Origin of the sequence: Bacillus cereus group sp. Bc010, from assembly GCF_027716745.1 — a bacterium.
GTDB lineage: Bacteria > Bacillota > Bacilli > Bacillales > Bacillaceae_G > Bacillus_A > Bacillus_A pacificus.
In genome coordinates this window covers 48595-67397 of the sequence record NZ_JAQFUY010000018.1, presented here as the reverse complement: position 1 = coordinate 67397, position 18803 = coordinate 48595, and the positions used below count along the sequence as shown (strand labels likewise).

Sequence of the window (18803 nt, the reverse complement as noted above, 5' to 3'; positions counted from 1 at the left end):
CAAAGAAAAAATAACAATATCTATTATTAATATTCTTGGCTTAGTTTGTTAGTAAACAACCAGATACAAAAGAATACATATAAAGTATGAATAGGGATGTAGTAAAAATGACAATGATACAATTTAATTCTTATCATCAAAAAGTAGAGATAAAGAGAAATTTAGAACTTATGAACTTAGAATATAAAAAAATTAGAGAGTATGTAAATTTTGATGTATGTTCTTTTGAGCAATTAGATGAATTTCAAGTAGGATACAGCATTGACACCGATGGAAACTCCCTTGTAACCGATGAGGAAGATACTTGGGATGCAAATTGGATTGTTATTGCATATGAAACTATGTGTGGAGATCCAATTATTATTGACTTAAGTGAGGAAGGATACCCTATATCTTCACTCATGCATGGAATGGATAGTTGGAGTGGTGGCGATTTTCTTGCAGATTCCATGGAATCATTTATTAATTTTATGAAAGATATAGGTGATTTTCTAACTGAGAAACAAGTGTTAGAAGGTAAAAGAATGATACTAACTAAAGAATTGGATATATTGTTAAATGAGTTTTTGGAAAGAAATAAATTTACTGATTTTGAAATATGGAACTCTTTATTAAGTCCATTATTTGATATCGCAGAAGAATATGAGCAAACAATGGAGAGAAAAATCAAAAAGATGAAGGAAGAAGGAAAGAAAATAACGGAAATTGCCCACATGCTTAATATAAAACCTAAAGAAGTGTATGAGTATATTAAGAAAGTTTAATAATGCCTCTTTACTTTAGCGAGAACAATCAGGAACGATGATAGAGCGATACAGGCAGAAAATGCTTGGATTTTTTATAAAGTCCAAACAAAAATCTGCTGAAGAAGAATCCATTTTGATCAATCTTTTTTCAAGATGGATGTTTTTTATTTATCGTAAAACTTAGGATTGAGAGTTGTTTTTGATTAGAATTTATTTCGAAGCGAGGGCAATGGGGTTTCGAGGTAGCTCTGCATGAGTAAAGATACTTACAAAAAATCAATGAAATTCAAAAGAATATCCATAAGTGAATACAGTATGGAGAATGGGAACGAAGGACGATGGACGCGGAAGGTGGCTACAGGGATGAAGTATGGTGAAAATACTAAGTTAGTTGAGGAAAGGCCATTGTTGGAGTGGTGAAAAATAGAAATAAAATTTATGATAATTAAATAGGAGGACATAGTGAACAAGAAAAGGCAGTTAATTCAACAAGTAAAAGTCGTGATACATAAGTTGGAGAAAGACTATGCGAAAGATATTAATAGTGGTATTTTACAATTAATATATAAAAGATATAAGAAAGCGTTAGAAATATTAGAGAATAACGAGGATACTAAGGGAATAACCATTGTGGGTGGCGTACGTGCATATATGGACAGTCACAATGATTATCCACATACATTATTAGAAGAATTATATAAAGCTGAAACAATCACCAAAGAATTAACTAACAGATAGTGATAGAGGAAAAACAAGACGTGATAAAATAAGGGAGAAGTTTTATAAAAAGCAAAATATAATTCTTGTAATGTTTGAGAGTGCAAAAGAGTGGGCAATGCTACTAAACATAAGAATTTTAAATAATGATTTATATAGAAGTGAGTATGCTAAAGTACTTGTAGGAATGAATCATGATATACAACTAACGATAATTAATTTACTTAATGAAATTATTGCTGATAACCCTAAAAGATTTGAGAGGACTGCCAATGAGGTTCTTAGTCAATTACAAGGAGTTCATAAAAATAAATAAGAATTGTAGAACTACTGTATTATAGATAAAACTAAGAATACCCTAGCGAAGAGCTAGGGTGTTTGTGTTATATAGTTTCACCATATGCTTCCGAATTAGGAGCAGGAGTAATCAACGAACCTTTTGTAGCGTTTCCTATAATAGAATGAAAGTGTTTAACGTTTAAATATAGGAAGAAAAACAATTAAGCTTTTATTTTATTTAAAATGGATACTCTATTAGTAGTGAATAATAAATAATTTTGTTTTACTGTCTTAATTAAAATACGATCAGTTGTACCATATGCTGTTCCAATTCGGATTACGCTTTTTTCTTCAACACCAGCATATGTATTATCTTCCGTTACCTCAGTGATTTCACATAATGGAATATGAATTTTAGAGAATTGCCATGAAATAATTAGTTCATCTTTTGTTTTTTCAACATGAATACCTAACATATTACCAGAACCTTTCTATAATAAAATTTTACTCGTACTATTTTATTATACAAATTTATAAATTGTAATTGTATTTTTTTACAGAGAGTATACAATTAACAACGAGAAAATGTTCATTATTACTTTCATTCCTATTATAACGAATTCTACAATAGAAAACAGAACGTATATTTGGTATAATCGGAATATACTATATGAAACGATGTACATGAGTTTGGGATTTATGAAAAAAGGTAACATAATAATACATACGCTATAGGATTCAGTTCATGTTATACAAATCAATCGTTAGAAAGGAAAAGAAGTATGAATCAAATTTCATTCGAAGATTTATTTGAAGAAGAAAACAAACGAGAAAAGGTGGAGGTAGCTGAGACCCCTGTGCCTTTATTGCCCTTACAAAAGGATATTTTAGAATTAATTAATTCTGAAGAAATAAGTGCACTTGAGTTATGCGAACAATTAATACGAGCTGGTAAAATATCAGATGAGAGATTCACAACGAATAAGCCTAAAGCATATGGGCAAGTATGCTTACTATTAGAAGGTTTTGTTAAAGAAGAAAAGCTTATTTTTGTCAAAAGTGATGAGAAAAGAGATAGAGTATATAAATTGAATGAAGAAGATTCTAACGAATAAAATGTGTAAAGTATAGTAATGAAATAAGGAAGTCCTCATATTTGTGTTGAAAGATTATTTTCACATAAGCGTGGGGATTTTTTTTTGAGGGAGGATGTATGAAAGATTGGGAGTATAATGAATTATTTCATGCAATTCGGGAGGCGTATGAAGAGTTATTAGATGAAGAGAGAGGGTATCGATATGCTATAGCAAAACTAGCGGATGAATTTGATAATTTAGGAAAGATTGAAGGTGTTATAGTTGATACTGCCATAGGAGAAATTGCAGTAGTCGATCATCATATAGTTTTTGTTGGGCGTATTGAAGGTATAACAAAGAGGCTAAGTATGTTTAACCCTCAAGAGGCAGAAGGAGAATTGACAGTAGAGGAAATAAAAGATTTATTGGGAAGAATAAATAATGTAATAGAAGGGTTGAAAAATGTAAAGGTTGCTTATAAATCTTCGATTGAATAGTTCATGTTTCTGCAAATCTAGGAGACATAGTTAGACAAGAGAAAAGAAATATAGGAGGTGATGTTGTGGAGGAGAAAAATATAAATAAAAAAATAAGAAATGCTATTAAGCTTGGTGACATTAATGAAGTAAAACGTCTAATAGGTGATAATCCAAAATTTTACATTCGATGACACCATTTGGTACGTGGTTACATGTTGCAGCAAAGAAAGGACATATTGAAATTGTTCAGCATTTGATTAATAAAGGGATAGATATGAATGCTAGAAATATTTGAAGCACCATATGGAACAGCCCTTTTTTGGGTATATGAAGATAATGTACATGTTGGTTTTTACGATTTAGTGAAAGACTGTATGACAGATATAAATAAGATTTTCAATGTAATTTATTAAGGTCTCTTATAACTATTTTAGATGTGTAGTAATTAATTGAGGAAATTCAGAGGGATGGTGCGAGATGAATAAAGTAGAATGGAGATCACCAGATAAGCCTTTATTGCGAGAAAATGTAAAGAATGTGGAAAAAGAGTTGGGCATTCATTTTCCTTTAGATTATATAGAATGTGTAATGAAGAATAACGGAGCACATGTTAGCCCAGAAGTATTTGAAGTTGAGGGGAAGAGAAAAGTTTTTGGTACATTACTAACTTATGATATGGATGATGATGATGAAAATATTATTGAGGTATTCAATGACTACAATGGCACATTACCTAGTGCATTGGTGCCATTCGCATTTGATCCAGCAGGAAATTTAATCTGCTTTGATTATAAAAATCATAAAGAAGATCCAATTGTCGTCTTTTGGGAACATGAGGGGGCATGGGAAAAGGAAATATTGATGGAAAGTGAAGGGGTTACGGCTGAGGAAGCAGAGGAAGTAGCGAGAGAAAATGTATTTTTTGTAGCTAATAATTTTACGGAGCTTTTAAATAAGTTACATGATTAATAGTGGGAAAGGGATTTAAACTTATTTGGCTGTGATAAAGCAAATAAAAGGAGTAGTAAAATGAAACCGAATTATTTTACAATCGCAATATATCCGACTGTAGCATTTAACGAGGAAGAGATATTGAATCGTCTTCTAGATGTATTTGAGTCAAACGAAAAATCCGCTCCTACTCATTGGGGAAACTGTGAAACGGTGCAGGTAGAATATAATCGCCAGGAAATCATAGAAAAAGTAATTTCGGAGCGTAGAGTGTCTGAAGTTCAACTCTATCATGATAAAATGACGGGTTATATTCACTTAAGAATATAACCCTATTTATTAGAACCAGTAGTATATAAGGAAATTATCCCACGGGTTATTTGCAAATATTAGACGGGGGATATTTGACGCTGTAAAAGAAAAAATATTGACTCTTATATCATTATTGATGTTGTCCTCAATTTTCCTCATGTAGCACTTGAAAATCAGTAACAAGTGAAACGATTTTTCCTGCTTCATCGATTCCCCAATAGGAAGGATAAAATCCATCTCCATAACCTGAACGGAATATAATGATATTACTTCCTGTTTCCTCACACACCACGCAATTTCCCCAATCTTCATCATGTTCTGTTAGTATGTCATCTATAAGATCATCATACAAACTAGTAAATTCTTCTCCTAGTTCTTGTTGTAACCTATCTTCTATTTCTTCTAACTTATCAATTGCCTCAACATCTGCAAAGCACCCTAAGCCTGTATCAACGGGGTAACCAAAAATATATCCGTCTTCCAGTTCACTGACATTTTGTCCTGGTTTTGTTGCCATCTTCCATCTTACCGCTTTTGACTCCGACAATTTCAATTCAGCACCAGCAATGACTCCATCTTCCTTATGCCACCAAACAACAATTGGATATGTACCTGGCTGAATTGTTTGTTCGAAGTGATTTTCATTAAAAATAAGAGGATCACAAGCTACAATTTTACCTGAAGTAACTTTCAACTGTTCTAGTGCTTCGGAACGCAGAGCCTCACTATCCGTTTTAGATAATTCACGTAATAACTTTGACATAATGTTTCTCTCCCTTTCCTTTTAAAATATTTGTTGGTGCTGCCTCCCATATATTTTTATATGAGTTACATTTGTGTTCTGTGGTATTTCTAGCGCCTTTGTATGTTTCTATAACTTCAATATTATCGCTATGAACTTCTAAAAACTCTGCGGCATATCGTACCCGCGTTTTTCTAATAGTTCCGCAACATATTCTTCATGCGTTTTACGTTTTCGGATATATTGCCCCGTACAAGTGTAGATGGAACAAACATTTATTCATTGAAAAATATAACAAATGAATTTGACTTTAAAATTAGAACCAGTTTTGAGGATGTAAATAATAATCCACCCGTTGATTATATTATTTTAAGGGCAAAATTGCATTAATTAAAAATTCAATAAAAGAAGATTAGACTAGATAGTCTTTCTAGATTGATCTTCTTATTTTATATTCTCAAGGGATATTCCACTTCACTGCGACTCATTGCAATATGTCTACTTCTGTGACACATTACACAATTGGACAGAGATAATGAAGTAATATGAAAAATAAAATAAAGATTTAAATTTAATCCTATATATTTTTTATAAATTCTAAAAGTAAATCCCTTATTTTTGGTATGATTGACAGAGACTATTTAATTTCTTATGAATATTCTTGAAAAGGAAGTGGTGCTGTATGAAATCAATAAATGTAAATGGGAATATATATTATATTGAATCTGTTCCTTTTGAAGATAAGAGTGAGCAGGATGAAGAAGGATACTACGAATATTTTTACAAAGGAGTCAATTTATCGTTTCACTCGGACAAAGAAATAATTAAAGCCCGAATTTATGACGACGAAGAAATAATATATTTCTTAAAAAATCCATTTCTTGCTTTTGGTAAAGATTTTGAAGCTATAAAAGTATATATAATTAAAGAATATGATGTAAATAAATTTAAAATTCCAGGTGAAAAAAAGCCTATATAGAATTATAGCTATAATTCTATATAGGCTTTACCATGACCAATTATAATAAAACAGGAAAACTTACAAAGTACTTATGCCTGTGGGCTATGAAAGGAATGTATTCGAAATTGAGTAAATCAAGTGAAATAAGTAGATTTGAAAATAGATTCTCAGAAAATGTGATTGAAATAGCAGCTGTCACAGGGGCATTAGGAATCGGTGCATCAAAAGGCGGTGACAACATTTTGTGGACTGCGTCAATTGATTTGATTGCGTGGAAAGACTTACATAACAATGAAACGATTAGAAAAGAAGACATACGACTGGCATGGTTGGTTGATGATGCAGAATGGAGAAAATCAAAAGGCATTTTGACAGCAAATACAGTTGTAGCATTACAGGTGCGCAAGTCAGAAAATTCATTGATGCTTGTTAAGGTTTTGGAAACACCATATAAAGATGATGAGTTGGAAATCATCTTACAAGATGCAATGAAACCGCTTTTTTATCATGATGAGATGTTGGGTGTGTTCGAACTCGATAAAAGAGTGAAAACTTTTGAAAAGAGAATATCTTGGGCTGGTGAAGAATGTCATTTATATTTTGATTGGAGTGAAGACAAACATATGATGAAGTCTGCACTGGAAACAGCACATGCACTTTTCAAAGAGCAAGATGAATGGAAAATGAAAATGTACGCTGCAAAAGAACTGGTAGAGTTAGCAAATGAATGGCTACAAGATGATGATGAAGCAGAAATCGACGAAATTACAAAAGAAATGTTCATTAATTCCATCACATTAAGCAGCTTAAGCGTTTATTCAGAAGGTGATTTTGAAATATTCTTTTCGGATGGAGATATATTTTGGGGACATTCTATCATTGTAAGCGGAAATATTCATGAGGGGCTCTCTTCGGCTGAGATTGCAGGATAAAGTGAAACTTCCATCAGTGAGGATTTTTCTTCATCCTTACTGATGGATTATTTAAACCACTCAGGCACTTACTGCCCAAAAGTAGCGCGATAAATTGTTATAGTTTTTGATTATTAGGCGTTTTCTTCTCGTCTATCTCTTCTCTTATTAAGTGAGAACTCCAAACCTCTTTAATAATTAATGAAATTTAAGGTTTACATATACGATGGAACTTGCATAGATGTTTTAAATAATCCCTTAGTATCTGATATGGATACGTTATTTGATAGTTGGCTATCTACAATGAAATATTTAGAATCAGCACAAGCAATGGCTATACCAAGTTTTGAGGAGGATCGGAGAGGTGTATCCTTTTCTCCAAATGTTTCTGGGAAGGATTATCTAAAAAATTAAAAGAAACGAGGTCGTAATTAGACTGGAATTTACATAAAAGCTTAGATGATGCAATTAGTTATTTCGGATAAACGTGATGTGATTTGTTAGGAGGTGAAGTTGAATGAGAAATGACTTAACATGGCCAGTACCGGATGAGCCAGTTTCAGCAGAATATATAGACAATGTGGGAAAAGGGATAGGGTATATATTTCCAAGTGACTATGTAGAATGTGCTACAAATAATAATGGTTCAGCTGTATTACCTTATAAATTTGAAATAGATACGATAACAAAGGCATTTGGAACTTTACTTTCTTATGATGTAGATAGTAGAGAATATATCGTTAAAGTATATAACCAGTATATTTCTACTCTACCAAATGAATTGGTGCCATTCGCATTTGACCCAGCAGGAAGTTTAATCTGCTTTGATTATAAAAATCATAAAGAAGATCCAATTGTCGTCTTTTGGGAACATGAGGGGGCATGGGAAAAGGAAACATTGATGGAAAGTGAAGGGATTACGGCTGAGGAAGCAGAGGAAAGAGCAAGAGAAAATGTATACCATATTGCTAATAATTTTACGGAGTTTTTAAATAAGTTACATGATTAATAATATTATTCATATGAAATGGTTCGTATAAATGTAAGCAGCAATAAAAGGAGAGAGAATGATGGACTTAGAGCATTTAAAAAAAGATATTTGGTATGGAAAAGTTTCTAATCATACAATTGAAACTCTTAAGTCTAACTTAAGGGATAGTGCAACAGAGACAGAATCCTTTATTTTAATTAACGAATTGTTAAAGTTAGGTGATTTCTCCGTAAAGGGGTTACTAATTGAACTTATGAATAGTACTCGAAATGAGCTTGTTTTGCATTTATGCACTAGACTATTTTGTTCAGTAGCTACTCATGATGATTTATTAGAAACGAATAATTTGAAATTCCTTTCAAGTGCTTCAGAGGATGGAGTTCATAATTTTGTAGTAAGTGCTAGTGAAACTCTTTCATATCATGTAGTACCATATCTTTTAGCATTACTAGAAGAGTGGGAAGATACCTTTGTTGAAAAAGCTATAAGAAATGAACTTTCATGGATGCTTGGAATTGAGGACGAGTATTATGAAGTATCGTTAGAAGAATTTAATGAAGCTTATTCTAAATTTATCGAAAATAACGATACGCAAGAATACTATTATCGTAATAGACTATCTTTTCCTGGAGATTTGGCAAAGGAGTTAGTTTCGGAAGTTATGAGTTCTTTAAGAGATAGAACTACTTATAATGTTGTTACTATACCTTCCGTTTTATCAATTTGGAGTGGAATCAAATGTCCTATTCAATACGATACGATAATAAAAAATGAAAAAAATAGAGAGTTGATGTCATATATCGATGTTTTAACAAAGAAAGAATGGAAGATTGGTAAAAAGTATTTTTATGGACATGTAGTCGTATAAGAAAGCAATATACGAGTAAAATCGAATACAGAGTGTATGATATACAGGAGGATAAAATGATCTCACCACAAGATTTTTTAGTGAATTGGAATGAAGAAATATACGGTTTAATTCATTATAATGAAAAAATCATTCACTCGTTTTCCTTCTCGAAAGAAACGAAAGACTTCTTAATTAAAGCAGGTTTTCCCGAGTCTGCTCCTCCATTTCTTACATTTGAACCTGCGGATAACGGTGGCGGGATAAGGTTGAGCGAGATACAAAATGAATTAGGTACGATGTATGATAAGTTTATATACTTTGGATTTACTGGTAGTGGAAATCCAATCTGTATTGATGAATCTAAATCACAACTCGTATATATAGATTATGACAATGAAAATAAAGTCGTTCTTATAAATAGTACGATAGAGAAGTTTGCAGAATCTTTACTTGTCTATGTGGAATTTATAAAAGAAGTAAAGGCTGCCAATGGAAGAAAGGCTTATATTGAAAAAAATATACCTAAAGGTTTGGTGGAGTGGATTTCTAGTGCACTTCGAAAAATTGATGCAGCTGCTTTAACAGAAGGATGTTTTTGGACAGAGGAACTAGGGAGTTTTAGTGAATAAGTGTAGATAATACTAGATGGTATTTTTAGTGTGGGAAAAATAAAAATACATCTAGTAGCCCAATTAAATCTTAAAAGACATAAACACATAAAGAAGGTGGAAAAATGATACTACCAGAGGATTTTCGAGAGAAATGGGATGTTAATAAAGATGGCCCACTCATTACATTTCCTGAAAAAGAATTAATAAACAAAAACTTTTCAGCTGAAGTGAAACGATTTTTGTCTATAGGAGGCTTGCCAGAAACACCGCTACCATATTTAGAATTTACTTCATCTCAGTCTTTCGTAAGGTCTATTATAAATGTATTTCATATGCCAGAAGAGTTTCGAAAATATTGGTATTTAGGAACAACAAGCTCTGGAGATCCAATTTGTATAATTGAAAAACAAGAAAAAATAGTATTTCTAAATAATAGTGATGCGTATAAAGAAGTGTTTATGAATTCTTCTATACAACAATTTGCAGCATGTTTATTAGTATATTCAAAAATGATTGATAAGGCAGTAGAGATAAATGGTGAGGATGCCTTTATCGATAATAATATACCAGAGTGTACAATAAGTTGGTTGAAGGAAGAATTTAAAAAAATTGATGATAAGTGTATGGAAAAGGGTTCTTTTTGGTGTATGGAAATTGAGAGCTTATATGAATAATTGGAAGTGAAAGAAAAGAATAAATGGAGTACAAAGAAGAAAGTGAACGTATTTGGGCTGAGATTATTTGTATTTATTGGATTACCTATTATCGAAGGGTATCAGAATAGTAAACTAGTTGAAGAAGGTACATCATTACATGCAGAAATTGTAGGTAGGCATGTAGAGGAGGAATTCATATTTACACACCCAACATTAGTAGTTGAGGTAGACGGTAAAAAGCATAATGTATGGGTAAGTGAAGAGACATATAACGGAGCAGAGTGGTTAGGTAGACTAAAAGTCATCAAAACAAAAGATGGTAAAGTGGAGAAAGACCCTAGATATGAGGATGAAGACTTAATCACGAGTTATTAAGGGACAAGATAAGGTTCCTATAGTGGTAGAAAGAAATGGTTCACTATTTGTTTTAAATAATGTAAGTGGAAAGAACGAATTCGAGGATTTCGAACGTGGTTGTTTATAGAGGTTTCGAATAGTTTAAATGAGTTGATTTCTAGTTTGAGATTACAAAAATAGTAAAGTGAAGAATGTTTATATGAATTATAGACCGGCTAGAGGGGCGTGGAAAAGTGGAATATAGTGGAATGGCTTCAGTTTGGTTTGGAATTTCTAAATCACTCCAAAATCTTGAGGAGTATGTCGAAATAGATTACACGACAAATGGTGATTCAGTTCATTCAAAGTTTGGAACAAGCTTTGAATTCGGTTATTATGATGAAGATAATATTGAAATTTGTTTTTATGAGAATAATAAAAGGGACGTTGAACATATTTTAAGTGATTTTTCTTATAGTGAACGAATTATTCCTAAAATAAAAAAGCTAGTAAATGGAGATAGTTTAGCGAACGATATTAACTTTGCTATTGTTCTTTATGATTTTAAATATAATGAAGTGAAAAGAGAGGATATGTTTGATGGTTTAGAGGTTACATTTATTGGTTCTATGCCGTACAGGTAGTTTGCAGGGAGCTGCAAATTCATTTCATAAACAACCTTGTAAAGGAGGGATACAAATGCATGCTTTGCCAAATCGTTTAGAAGAAATCTTGGAAGAAGATATATATAAACGGGAAGATAAAGGTCAGGTGAATGAAGTAATAAATAGGTTAGGTGTAGAAGTGTCTAATACATTTAGAGAGTTTTATTATCGATTTGCAGGACCATTTTGGGAAGAGCATGTTCCTTATGAATTACTTGACATTATAGATGAAGAGAATAATATAGAATATTACACAATTATTGCTCGAAAGGAACATGGATTTCCTAATAAGTATTTAGTATTAACGGAAATGACAGCAAATGCTGTATTGGCCCTTCATAGTGTAACCGATAAAGTTTACTCAGTAAATTTTGAAGGTAGAGATGAATTACTTTTAAATGGAGAATTAAAGGAGAGTTGGCCAACGTTTTATATGTTTTTGAAAGAGTATTTCAAGTGTTAAGTGTTGATGGAAGTTAACAATTCAGTTTTTGGAGAGATTGAATATAATTATGCTTGGGCTAAGTGTATGCCTATAACTTTTATAGGCAATGTAACTGAGATTGATTTGATGATAGATGGTGAAGAAGATGGAGTGTTTGATGAAGGGCAGTATGTAGCGTATCAATCATTAATAAAAAATTGGGAAGAGGTACAAATAAGTTTACTACAGTCTATATTAGACTATTATAAACAAAGGCGATGTGAATTAGGATATGATATTGGAGTGCGAGAAAGTTATCCATTAGTTGAAACAACTGATCAAATGCTAGAGATGGTCAGTTTAGATGGTATTGTTGTTCCGTATGCACATATTACGGAAGGACGAGAGGTTGGAATTACATTTAATTGTACGTGGGATATAGAAAATGGTGTAGGAGTTCGTTTATTAAATGAAAAGGTAATGGAAGTAGGTTATCAGGATATTATTTTTTAATATAAGTTAAAAGTAAATAAGGGGATATATAACCTGAATGAAAAAGGTGTCAATCTTTATCAAATTGACACCCAAATACGAATCTGTTTAACATCTTACATACTTACGCTTGAAACCAAGTCTTCCTCTATCAAGTTCTTTCTGAATACTTTCAGAAGCATTTAACAAATTGCTTTTTTTATTATCACGTTTGACTTCAACTATACCAACTTCTTTTGCAATCTCGACTGCTTTTTCATGTAGTGGTACATATGAAATTGCCACAGTGTTTAGGAAATTATTCATAGCGGATTTTGTTCGTTCTGGAGAATGATGAATTGTATCTTTCACCATTTCAAGCATATCGGAAATTTTACTTTCGGAAAATTCATTGTCTTTGCGATTTCCTAATAGCCAACAGTAGCAACTCCAGCCGGCAGACATTTTAAGCTCGTCCCCACTTGCAATCCATTGATCAGCAACGTCTTGCGCAATATTTGACTCCGATAAAGTTACGGCTACAACATAATCAGATAGCATATAAAAATAAGCCCCATCTATCCAACGATTAAAATCCGATTCACTCATAGCTTTTGGGTCAGCAATAATGCCTGCAAAGTACATAGCATCGTAGTTGCCAGTGGCATACAGTTCCTCGGCTAACTCTTGATTGATTTTTATTTTCTTAGCAATTGGTTTCATAGCACCTGTAGCTACGCCAAAAACTGGCTCATGGGCACCGTTAGATATGTATATTTTTTTCGTACGTTCCTTACCTAGAGCCTCAAGTTCTTGCATAACTGTTTTAAAATCCAAAGTTGTGCACTTCCTTCCTTCATGTAAGAGCCTTTTTAAGTCTTTCATATTTCTTATTTTAATACTAATTGTATTTAAGAGGTATGTCTACTTTCTAAAGGCATCGAAACTTGGTTTGATTTTTAGATGAACTACATTACACTTTAGTGTAAATAAAGAGCTAATTAAAAGAATGGTATAATATAGAAAAAGTAAGTGATGAAAATTAAATAGGGGGAATTTAATTGGAAATAAAACTGAATCAATTATATAGAGAGATAGCGGAAACGGTTCATGCCATGATTCCAGAAGAATGGGAGAAATTTTATTTTTATGCACAAATATCAGAAGATGGAGGGGGAACTTACTTTTTCTATAACAACTTCAGAAATAAAGAGAATTATAAGTATAGTGTAGAAATTCCTTTTAAATACGAAGTTGATGAAGAGGAGTTTGAAAGGAAAGAAGATTTTTTATATAAATTGAGTAAGGAATTAAGAAATGTTTTCAAAGATAATCAGCAAGAGCTTTGGTACTCTTTTACAATGTCTCTGGAACATAGTGGGGAATTTAACATGCATTTCGATTATACAAATTGGTTCGATACAGAATATAGTTTTAGTGATCAGATGATTATTTGGAAACATAAATACTTAGGTGAAGTACCAATTGATGAAAATGATAAAGAGCTAATTCATAAGTATGACAATGAATTTCCGAATAATCCTATTTGACTGAAAGGAAAGAAGAAATGGTTTTTATAAAAATCATGAATTTTAAAGCGTAAGTTGAATGAGAATATATATTCATAATGGAGGACGCTATTAATGGAAGTACACGGAATGGTTTCAATATGGTTCGGTAATATGCAAACGCAAGATCAGTTGGATTCATATATAGATGTTACGTATGATGAAGAAGGAGACTCTATACCAGCAAGATTTTTTGTTGATTTTAATATTGATATGATTGATGTAGATGAAGATTTTATTGAAAAGGAAGTGTTAGAAGAAGCGAGTGATGACATTTCTATGTTATTAACGGGATGTTCATATGATGATAAAATACTTTCTCGAATTAAGGAAGTAGTTAAATTAAATAAATCCTATAATTCTATCGTTTTAATTTATAATTTTCAATATGACAATTCAGTAAGTAATTGTGAAGGTTTTAATTTTGTAACTGCTACAAGTTATCTATAGATACAAGAAAATTGCAGTAGAATAAAAAATACATTTGTATAGTTTTTTCAATGAATTTTTAGTATGCATGTTATTTTTTAATAAATTTACAAACGGAATTTAAAGGTAAGTATGAGGAGTTGTTTATAAATGATAAAGAAATTTACTAGAGTAGTACTAACTACGGTGATGCCAATTGGTCTTATCATGGGTTGTGGGAACGTTGAAAAAACTAAAGCAGAAGAACCGAAGACGGCGGAGAAAAAGGACTATACGGATTACTCATATGGAAGTAAAGGTATAGTAGTAAGCGGCAAAGCGAAAGAACGTCAACAATACGAGGTTGGATATATGGATGATAACAAGTTAATTGGGATTGACGAAAATATTGAGGACTGTATAGTGTTAGATAATAAAGATGAAGCAGGTCTTGTTTGGAAGCAAATAGAGCGTGGATCTATTATTGAAGTACAATATGGTAAGGACCGCAATGATATCGTAGGCGTACAATTAGTAAGAGACCGTGAGTCATACGAAATTAGTGATAAGTTTGATCGAAATACGATAAATGAGATTGTTGAAAATGTTAAAGGGAATTTGTAATAGAAGCTAAAATAAAAAATATTTAAGGTTACTATTAATAAAGTCGATTCCTTATTAAAAGAAGAAATCGACTTGTTATAATTATTTATTTTGTATGTTGTCTTTCCAAAAATTATAGCTATTATCAATAACTTCTTTTAATTTGAAATAGTTTTCCCAAGTATCTTGCACATGGTAGAGAGTTTCGCCTTCATCTATAAAAACATTACTGTAATCATTTATATATTTCCAGTCCTCGTCATGGTTAAAGTAGTACATTGCGAATTGATTGCCCTCATCATTTAACATGTCGTCTGCTAAAACGCCATCCCAGTTCATATAAATTTCTGTGCCAGTCATTTGTCTAAGTTTAAACTGGTTCATTTCGTCTTGAGACTCTTCTTCAAATTCTTCACTATATAAATGATGTTCAATTATCCATCCTAAAAACATACCAGTATGTACAAAAGCTTGATCAATTGATAAGTCCGCAGGAAAATCACCTTGATAATGGTACTTCGCTTTATCGTAAACAATCGTATGTAACAATTCGTTCATCCCCTTTAAATAACGTATTCTCTAATAAATTTGTACTGTTTGTTTTAATAGTTCAACTATGTTTTCAAGCCATTCTAGCGGTGTTATTTCTAGTTCTTCAAAATATATACCATCTGCTGAATATCATGTGTACCCTCGTTTTTCTTCATCATTTTTTGGTCTTCTTCATTTCAGGTATCAATATGAGAAATCTTTTCCAAATAAAACTCATTTCAATGTAAAAGGTTACATCTATATTATCGCAAGAATGTAAAAATGTTAATATTTTCAAAGAGAAAAGTACAAGGAAACAGCATTTATTTAATAGAGACTTGATAGTTATGAAAAATTATAAACATCCTTCTTGTTGAAGCAAAACAGTAAAAGGTATCCTAATCTATTTTTTGAGAAGTAGTAGTGTGCAAAAGGGGACAAATTCTTTTGACGGCAATAGCAATTGGTTATAAAATAATGTCTGTTAAGGGATTTTCTAGAAAATATAATTCGCCTTCTGGGGATAAAATGAAAAGGTGGAATAAACATATTTTCATACATAGTAGATTCATAGTCTTTCACGAATGAGAAAATAAAGGGAGGTTGAGATATTTACACGGATAGTGTAGGTATCGATTACAGCAATGAATATGAGAAAACGAGTAATCGCACTATCAACAAGTCTAGTAATTTTAGGGAGTGCACCTTTATCAATATCAGCAGAAGAGATAAATAAATCTCATACTGACCAGCTTAGTATTGCACAAGGGGAGCGTAGAACGAACGTATTACGTTATTCTAATTTCAATCTAGAAACTCCAGATCACATGCAAATTAATGAAGCGGAAGTATCAGGAAATGAGAAAATTCTTTTAGAAGAATATAAGCATAAATATTCTGAATCAGAAGAATTACATAAAATGAAAGAAGCGAAAAAAGGCCAAGTAGCGGAAGAAGAAGCTATTTCAAACATTGAAAAAGCTTTTGAACATGTAGACGGTCGAAATGATGGCTCTACTCGTGAAATGAAACCGGTTGAAAAACCAAGAGCTATTCAGTATAGTGCATCGATGACTACAAAGAAATATGGAACACTTGCAGGTGTCCCGTTTGTAGAGTGGATTGTTCCAGCTGGAAATCCTGATATTCGTCCTGCAAATCCGATGAAAGCACGCTACATTACAATTCATGAGACTGCAAACACAGCTCGTGGTGCAAATGCTGAAAATCATGCTAAATATTTGTATAAACAAGCAACGGAAGGTACGTTCCGAACAGCTTCATGGCATTTTACTGTAGACGATAAACAAATTTATCAGCACTTACCAACAAATGAAAACGGTTGGCATGCAGGAGATGGGGATGGATCAGGAAATAGAGAATCTATCGGGATTGAAATTTCAGTTAACCAAGATGGAGATTACAATAAAGCGTTAGAGAATGCAAAGAGACTTGCAGGTTATTTAATGAACAAAGAAGGTATTAGTGCGGACCACATTTATAGGCATCAACAATGGAGCGGGAAAAACTGTCCTGATATTTTAATTTCTCGTGGGAATTGGACTGGCTTCGTACAAGGTATTCAATGGTATGCAAATGTTAACGCACAAATTGATTCGCCTTTACAAGAAAGAAATGAGCTATTTGATTCCAATGAATATAATCCAGCTGAACCTAATATGGAGCTTGTAGTGAATGGTGATGGTATAAACGTACGCAGTGGTTCGGGACTTGAACATCATATCGTTCGTAAAGCTTCAAACGGAGATCGTTACAAAGTGTTAGCAGTTAAAAATGGTTGGTATAAAGTAGGTAACGATGAGTGGATTTTCTATAACCCAAGTTGGATTAAAATAAACTATAATGTGCCACATAAAGAAGTACAAAAACCAAAAGATGATATTACAGGTGGATGGTTTGAAGGGAACATTCGTAAGCTGAACAGCCTAGGAATTATGAACGGTGAAGGAAATGGTGTATTTGCGCCTTATCGTAATGTTACGAGAGCTGAGTTTGCAACATTAATCTCAAATGCTCTCAAGCTACCGGAAGGAAATAAGTCATTTGTAGATATTAATAAAGCGCATCCATCCCTTCATAGCGGTATTAAACGTAGTGCAAGTGCGGGAATTATTAACGGTCGTGGCGGCGGGATTTTTGATCCTAACGCATCTATTACACGTGAAGAAGCATCGATCATGATTGACAACGCATTACAGTATAACGGTGTTACAGGTGAATTAGTTGCATTGCCATTTAGGGATAAACATTTGATCACATATAAACAGCCTGTTCAACGATTATATAGCTTAAAAGTAGTTACTGGTGTTGGAAATAATGAATTTAATCCGAAAGGAACAGCAACTCGTGGTGAAGCAGCTGCCTTTTTAGTGAAGATGTTAGATGCAAGTCAAAAATAGAAAGAATGATAAAGGAGCTATCCAAAATGAGAATTTGGAACAGCTCCTTTTTATATAAGCCCTTATTAAGCCCCTTATAAGCACCTACCAAGTAATAAATCACTAAGAAAAAACAAAACAAAAACAACTACAAGAACAAAAAAGCGCGAAAAAATAAAACCGTCGTTGTAGTAGTTAAAAAAGTTTGGAATTCAACTGCAAAAACCAATCCCTCACTCCTATATGTATATTGAAGGATTGAAATCTGCCTTTTTATAAGTGCGAGGGGGAGGTAAACATATGGCGGTGTACCGTAATGTGCAAGTGAACTTTTGGCAAGATGAATTCATATTAGATTTAACGCCAGAGGAGCGTTATTTTTACATATATTTGTTAACTGGTACGAAAACGAAGCAATGTGGAATTTACGTATTACCGAAACGTTTAGCAGAACTGGAAACAGGCTACAGTATGGAGACTGTTGAGAAGCTGTTAAATAGGTTTGTTGCATATGGGAAAATTTTATACGATGCGGAAACGAAAGAGTTATACATACTAAATTGGTTACACTATAACCCTATTTTAAATACGAATGTAGAAAAATGTGTGTTACGTGAGTTAAAGACTGTAAAAAATAAAGAATTCATACATATGTTTTTACGTAAATGTCTGGAAGAAGAATGGAAGATTCCATTGTTGTTGCAACATTTTGGTATGCCAGAGGAAGAGGATACTAGTAGTTTACAAGAAGTTGTTGAAAAAATAGAAGATATGGAAGTGGAAGAGGATACTCAACATAGTGAAGTTTACAAATTTTACGAACAAAATATAAGTAGTCTATCTCCATATATTGTGAAGGAATTGAAGGGGTGGATACGAAAAGTTTCAGGAAATACCGTACTAGAGGCACTTAAAATTGCGTTTGAACAGAATAAGCGAACGTTTGCTTATGTGAAGGGGATTTTGAGGAATTGGTGTAAGAAAGGACAGGGGAATTTAATTGAAGGAAAGGAAGGAGAAGTTTGTTTACATGATCCATAACATGGGAAAAGAAGGATTTTTCCTTTTCAAAAAGGTTCTTTCAAAATAGAAGCGAATAGTTTGAGAAAGGAGGGG

At 32.6% G+C, this 18803-nt stretch carries 25 protein-coding genes and 4 pseudogenes; 25 read left to right on the top strand and 4 right to left on the bottom strand.

Annotated features, from left to right (window positions below; translation table 11 throughout):
* The first annotated feature begins 107 nt into the window (after positions 1-107).
* The 3 genes and pseudogenes from PDQ68_RS18780 to PDQ68_RS18770 all read left to right on the top strand — a co-directional run.
* Positions 108-764 carry an SMI1/KNR4 family protein gene (locus tag PDQ68_RS18780; protein ID WP_061184296.1) on the top strand — a complete coding sequence of 219 codons (657 nt, stop codon included), beginning with the start codon at positions 108-110 and terminating at the stop codon, positions 762-764.
* A 444-nt stretch (positions 765-1208) separates the two neighbouring features.
* On the top strand, positions 1209-1484 hold the full coding sequence (locus PDQ68_RS18775; protein ID WP_062822233.1) for a hypothetical protein: 276 nt from the start codon (positions 1209-1211) through the stop codon (positions 1482-1484).
* Positions 1485-1554: 70 nt separating this feature from the next.
* A pseudogene (locus tag PDQ68_RS18770) lies at positions 1555-1779 on the top strand (Imm30 family immunity protein); the annotation flags it as partial.
* Positions 1780-1963: 184 nt separating this feature from the next.
* Here PDQ68_RS18770 and PDQ68_RS18765 read toward each other — a convergent pair.
* Complete coding sequence (locus tag PDQ68_RS18765; protein WP_000900622.1) at positions 1964-2218, bottom strand: SunI/YnzG family protein; 255 nt, start codon at positions 2216-2218, stop codon at positions 1964-1966.
* 306 nt (positions 2219-2524) lie between these two features.
* On the opposite strand from PDQ68_RS18765, the gene PDQ68_RS18760 reads away from it, so the two are divergent.
* The 6 genes and pseudogenes from PDQ68_RS18760 (at position 2525) to PDQ68_RS18735 (ending at position 4578) form a co-directional block, all read left to right on the top strand.
* On the top strand, positions 2525-2857 hold the full coding sequence (locus PDQ68_RS18760) for a DUF3895 domain-containing protein (protein ID WP_061182938.1): 333 nt from the start codon (positions 2525-2527) through the stop codon (positions 2855-2857).
* A 98-nt stretch (positions 2858-2955) separates the two neighbouring features.
* Positions 2956-3315, top strand: a complete 360-nt coding sequence (locus PDQ68_RS18755; RefSeq protein ID WP_061182939.1) for an Imm3 family immunity protein — start codon at positions 2956-2958, stop codon at positions 3313-3315.
* Between the two features lie 65 nt (positions 3316-3380).
* Positions 3381-3583 (top strand): annotated as a pseudogene (locus tag PDQ68_RS18750) (ankyrin repeat domain-containing protein); the annotation flags it as partial.
* Entirely contained in the window at positions 3576-3710 is a 135-nt protein-coding gene (locus PDQ68_RS18745) for a hypothetical protein (RefSeq protein WP_265184869.1), read from the top strand. The pseudogene PDQ68_RS18750 and the gene PDQ68_RS18745, both read left to right, overlap by 8 nt.
* A 64-nt stretch (positions 3711-3774) precedes the next feature.
* Positions 3775-4266 carry an SMI1/KNR4 family protein gene (locus PDQ68_RS18740; RefSeq protein ID WP_061182940.1) on the top strand — a complete coding sequence of 164 codons (492 nt, stop codon included), beginning with the start codon at positions 3775-3777 and terminating at the stop codon, positions 4264-4266.
* A 60-nt stretch (positions 4267-4326) separates the two neighbouring features.
* The gene (locus PDQ68_RS18735) at positions 4327-4578 is read left to right on the top strand and encodes a hypothetical protein (RefSeq protein WP_061182941.1); all 252 of its coding nucleotides are present in this window, start codon (positions 4327-4329) and stop codon (positions 4576-4578) included.
* Between the two features lie 127 nt (positions 4579-4705).
* On the opposite strand, the gene PDQ68_RS18730 is transcribed toward PDQ68_RS18735, so the two are convergent.
* A complete protein-coding gene (locus PDQ68_RS18730) occupies positions 4706-5323 on the bottom strand; it encodes a DUF4241 domain-containing protein (RefSeq protein WP_270786914.1) in 618 nt (205 codons plus the stop codon).
* Positions 5324-5984: 661 nt separating this feature from the next.
* On the opposite strand from PDQ68_RS18730, the gene PDQ68_RS18725 reads away from it, so the two are divergent.
* The 11 genes and pseudogenes from PDQ68_RS18725 (at position 5985) to PDQ68_RS18675 (ending at position 12220) form a co-directional block, all read left to right on the top strand.
* Positions 5985-6281, top strand: a complete 297-nt coding sequence (locus tag PDQ68_RS18725; protein WP_002024464.1) for a hypothetical protein — start codon at positions 5985-5987, stop codon at positions 6279-6281.
* A gap of 86 nt (positions 6282-6367) precedes the next feature.
* Positions 6368-7195: a DUF2262 domain-containing protein gene (locus tag PDQ68_RS18720; protein WP_270722671.1), complete on the top strand. Its 828-nt coding sequence runs from the start codon at positions 6368-6370 to the stop codon at positions 7193-7195.
* A gap of 496 nt (positions 7196-7691) precedes the next feature.
* A complete protein-coding gene (locus PDQ68_RS18715; protein WP_016718022.1) occupies positions 7692-8183 on the top strand; it encodes an SMI1/KNR4 family protein in 492 nt (163 codons plus the stop codon).
* Between the two features lie 61 nt (positions 8184-8244).
* On the top strand, positions 8245-9033 hold the full coding sequence (imm47, locus tag PDQ68_RS18710) for an Imm47 family immunity protein (protein ID WP_016718021.1): 789 nt from the start codon (positions 8245-8247) through the stop codon (positions 9031-9033).
* 56 nt (positions 9034-9089) lie between these two features.
* A complete protein-coding gene (locus PDQ68_RS18705) occupies positions 9090-9644 on the top strand; it encodes an SUKH-4 family immunity protein (RefSeq protein ID WP_001989090.1) in 555 nt (184 codons plus the stop codon).
* 104 nt (positions 9645-9748) lie between these two features.
* Positions 9749-10300, top strand: coding sequence for an SUKH-4 family immunity protein (locus PDQ68_RS18700; protein ID WP_061182943.1), 552 nt, complete (start codon positions 9749-9751; stop codon positions 10298-10300).
* A gap of 3 nt (positions 10301-10303) precedes the next feature.
* Positions 10304-10657 (top strand): annotated as a pseudogene (locus PDQ68_RS18695) (hypothetical protein); the annotation flags it as partial.
* A gap of 7 nt (positions 10658-10664) precedes the next feature.
* A pseudogene (locus tag PDQ68_RS18690) lies at positions 10665-10819 on the top strand (SecY-interacting protein Syd); the annotation flags it as partial.
* Positions 10820-10872: 53 nt separating this feature from the next.
* Positions 10873-11262: an immunity 22 family protein gene (locus PDQ68_RS18685; RefSeq protein ID WP_061182944.1), complete on the top strand. Its 390-nt coding sequence runs from the start codon at positions 10873-10875 to the stop codon at positions 11260-11262.
* A 55-nt stretch (positions 11263-11317) separates the two neighbouring features.
* Positions 11318-11746, top strand: a complete 429-nt coding sequence (locus PDQ68_RS18680; RefSeq protein ID WP_061182945.1) for an SMI1/KNR4 family protein — start codon at positions 11318-11320, stop codon at positions 11744-11746.
* 6 nt (positions 11747-11752) lie between these two features.
* Positions 11753-12220 carry a DUF6985 domain-containing protein gene (locus PDQ68_RS18675; RefSeq protein ID WP_061182946.1) on the top strand — a complete coding sequence of 156 codons (468 nt, stop codon included), beginning with the start codon at positions 11753-11755 and terminating at the stop codon, positions 12218-12220.
* Positions 12221-12307: 87 nt separating this feature from the next.
* Here PDQ68_RS18675 and PDQ68_RS18670 read toward each other — a convergent pair whose 3' ends face one another.
* On the bottom strand, positions 12308-13015 hold the full coding sequence (locus tag PDQ68_RS18670; RefSeq protein ID WP_061182947.1) for a DNA alkylation repair protein: 708 nt from the start codon (positions 13013-13015) through the stop codon (positions 12308-12310).
* Between the two features lie 224 nt (positions 13016-13239).
* Between PDQ68_RS18670 and PDQ68_RS18665 the strand changes: the two genes are divergently transcribed.
* The 3 genes from PDQ68_RS18665 to PDQ68_RS18655 all read left to right on the top strand — a co-directional run bounded on the left by PDQ68_RS18665 (position 13240) and on the right by PDQ68_RS18655 (position 14778).
* Positions 13240-13728, top strand: coding sequence for an antitoxin YezG family protein (locus PDQ68_RS18665; RefSeq protein WP_061182948.1), 489 nt, complete (start codon positions 13240-13242; stop codon positions 13726-13728).
* 93 nt (positions 13729-13821) lie between these two features.
* On the top strand, positions 13822-14196 hold the full coding sequence (locus tag PDQ68_RS18660) for an immunity 22 family protein (RefSeq protein ID WP_061182949.1): 375 nt from the start codon (positions 13822-13824) through the stop codon (positions 14194-14196).
* A 129-nt stretch (positions 14197-14325) separates the two neighbouring features.
* Positions 14326-14778 (top strand): hypothetical protein, encoded by a 453-nt coding sequence (locus PDQ68_RS18655; RefSeq protein ID WP_061182950.1) that lies wholly within the window; start codon positions 14326-14328, stop codon positions 14776-14778.
* An 81-nt stretch (positions 14779-14859) separates the two neighbouring features.
* Here PDQ68_RS18655 and PDQ68_RS18650 read toward each other — a convergent pair whose 3' ends face one another.
* Complete coding sequence (locus tag PDQ68_RS18650) at positions 14860-15306, bottom strand: DUF7832 domain-containing protein (RefSeq protein ID WP_061182951.1); 447 nt, start codon at positions 15304-15306, stop codon at positions 14860-14862.
* 626 nt (positions 15307-15932) lie between these two features.
* Here PDQ68_RS18650 and PDQ68_RS18645 point away from each other — a divergent pair.
* Entirely contained in the window at positions 15933-17708 is a 1776-nt protein-coding gene (locus PDQ68_RS18645; protein WP_061182952.1) for an S-layer homology domain-containing protein, read from the top strand.
* Positions 17709-17987: 279 nt separating this feature from the next.
* Positions 17988-18728 (top strand): DnaD domain-containing protein, encoded by a 741-nt coding sequence (locus PDQ68_RS18640; protein ID WP_048556812.1) that lies wholly within the window; start codon positions 17988-17990, stop codon positions 18726-18728.
* Positions 18729-18803 lie beyond the last annotated feature (75 nt).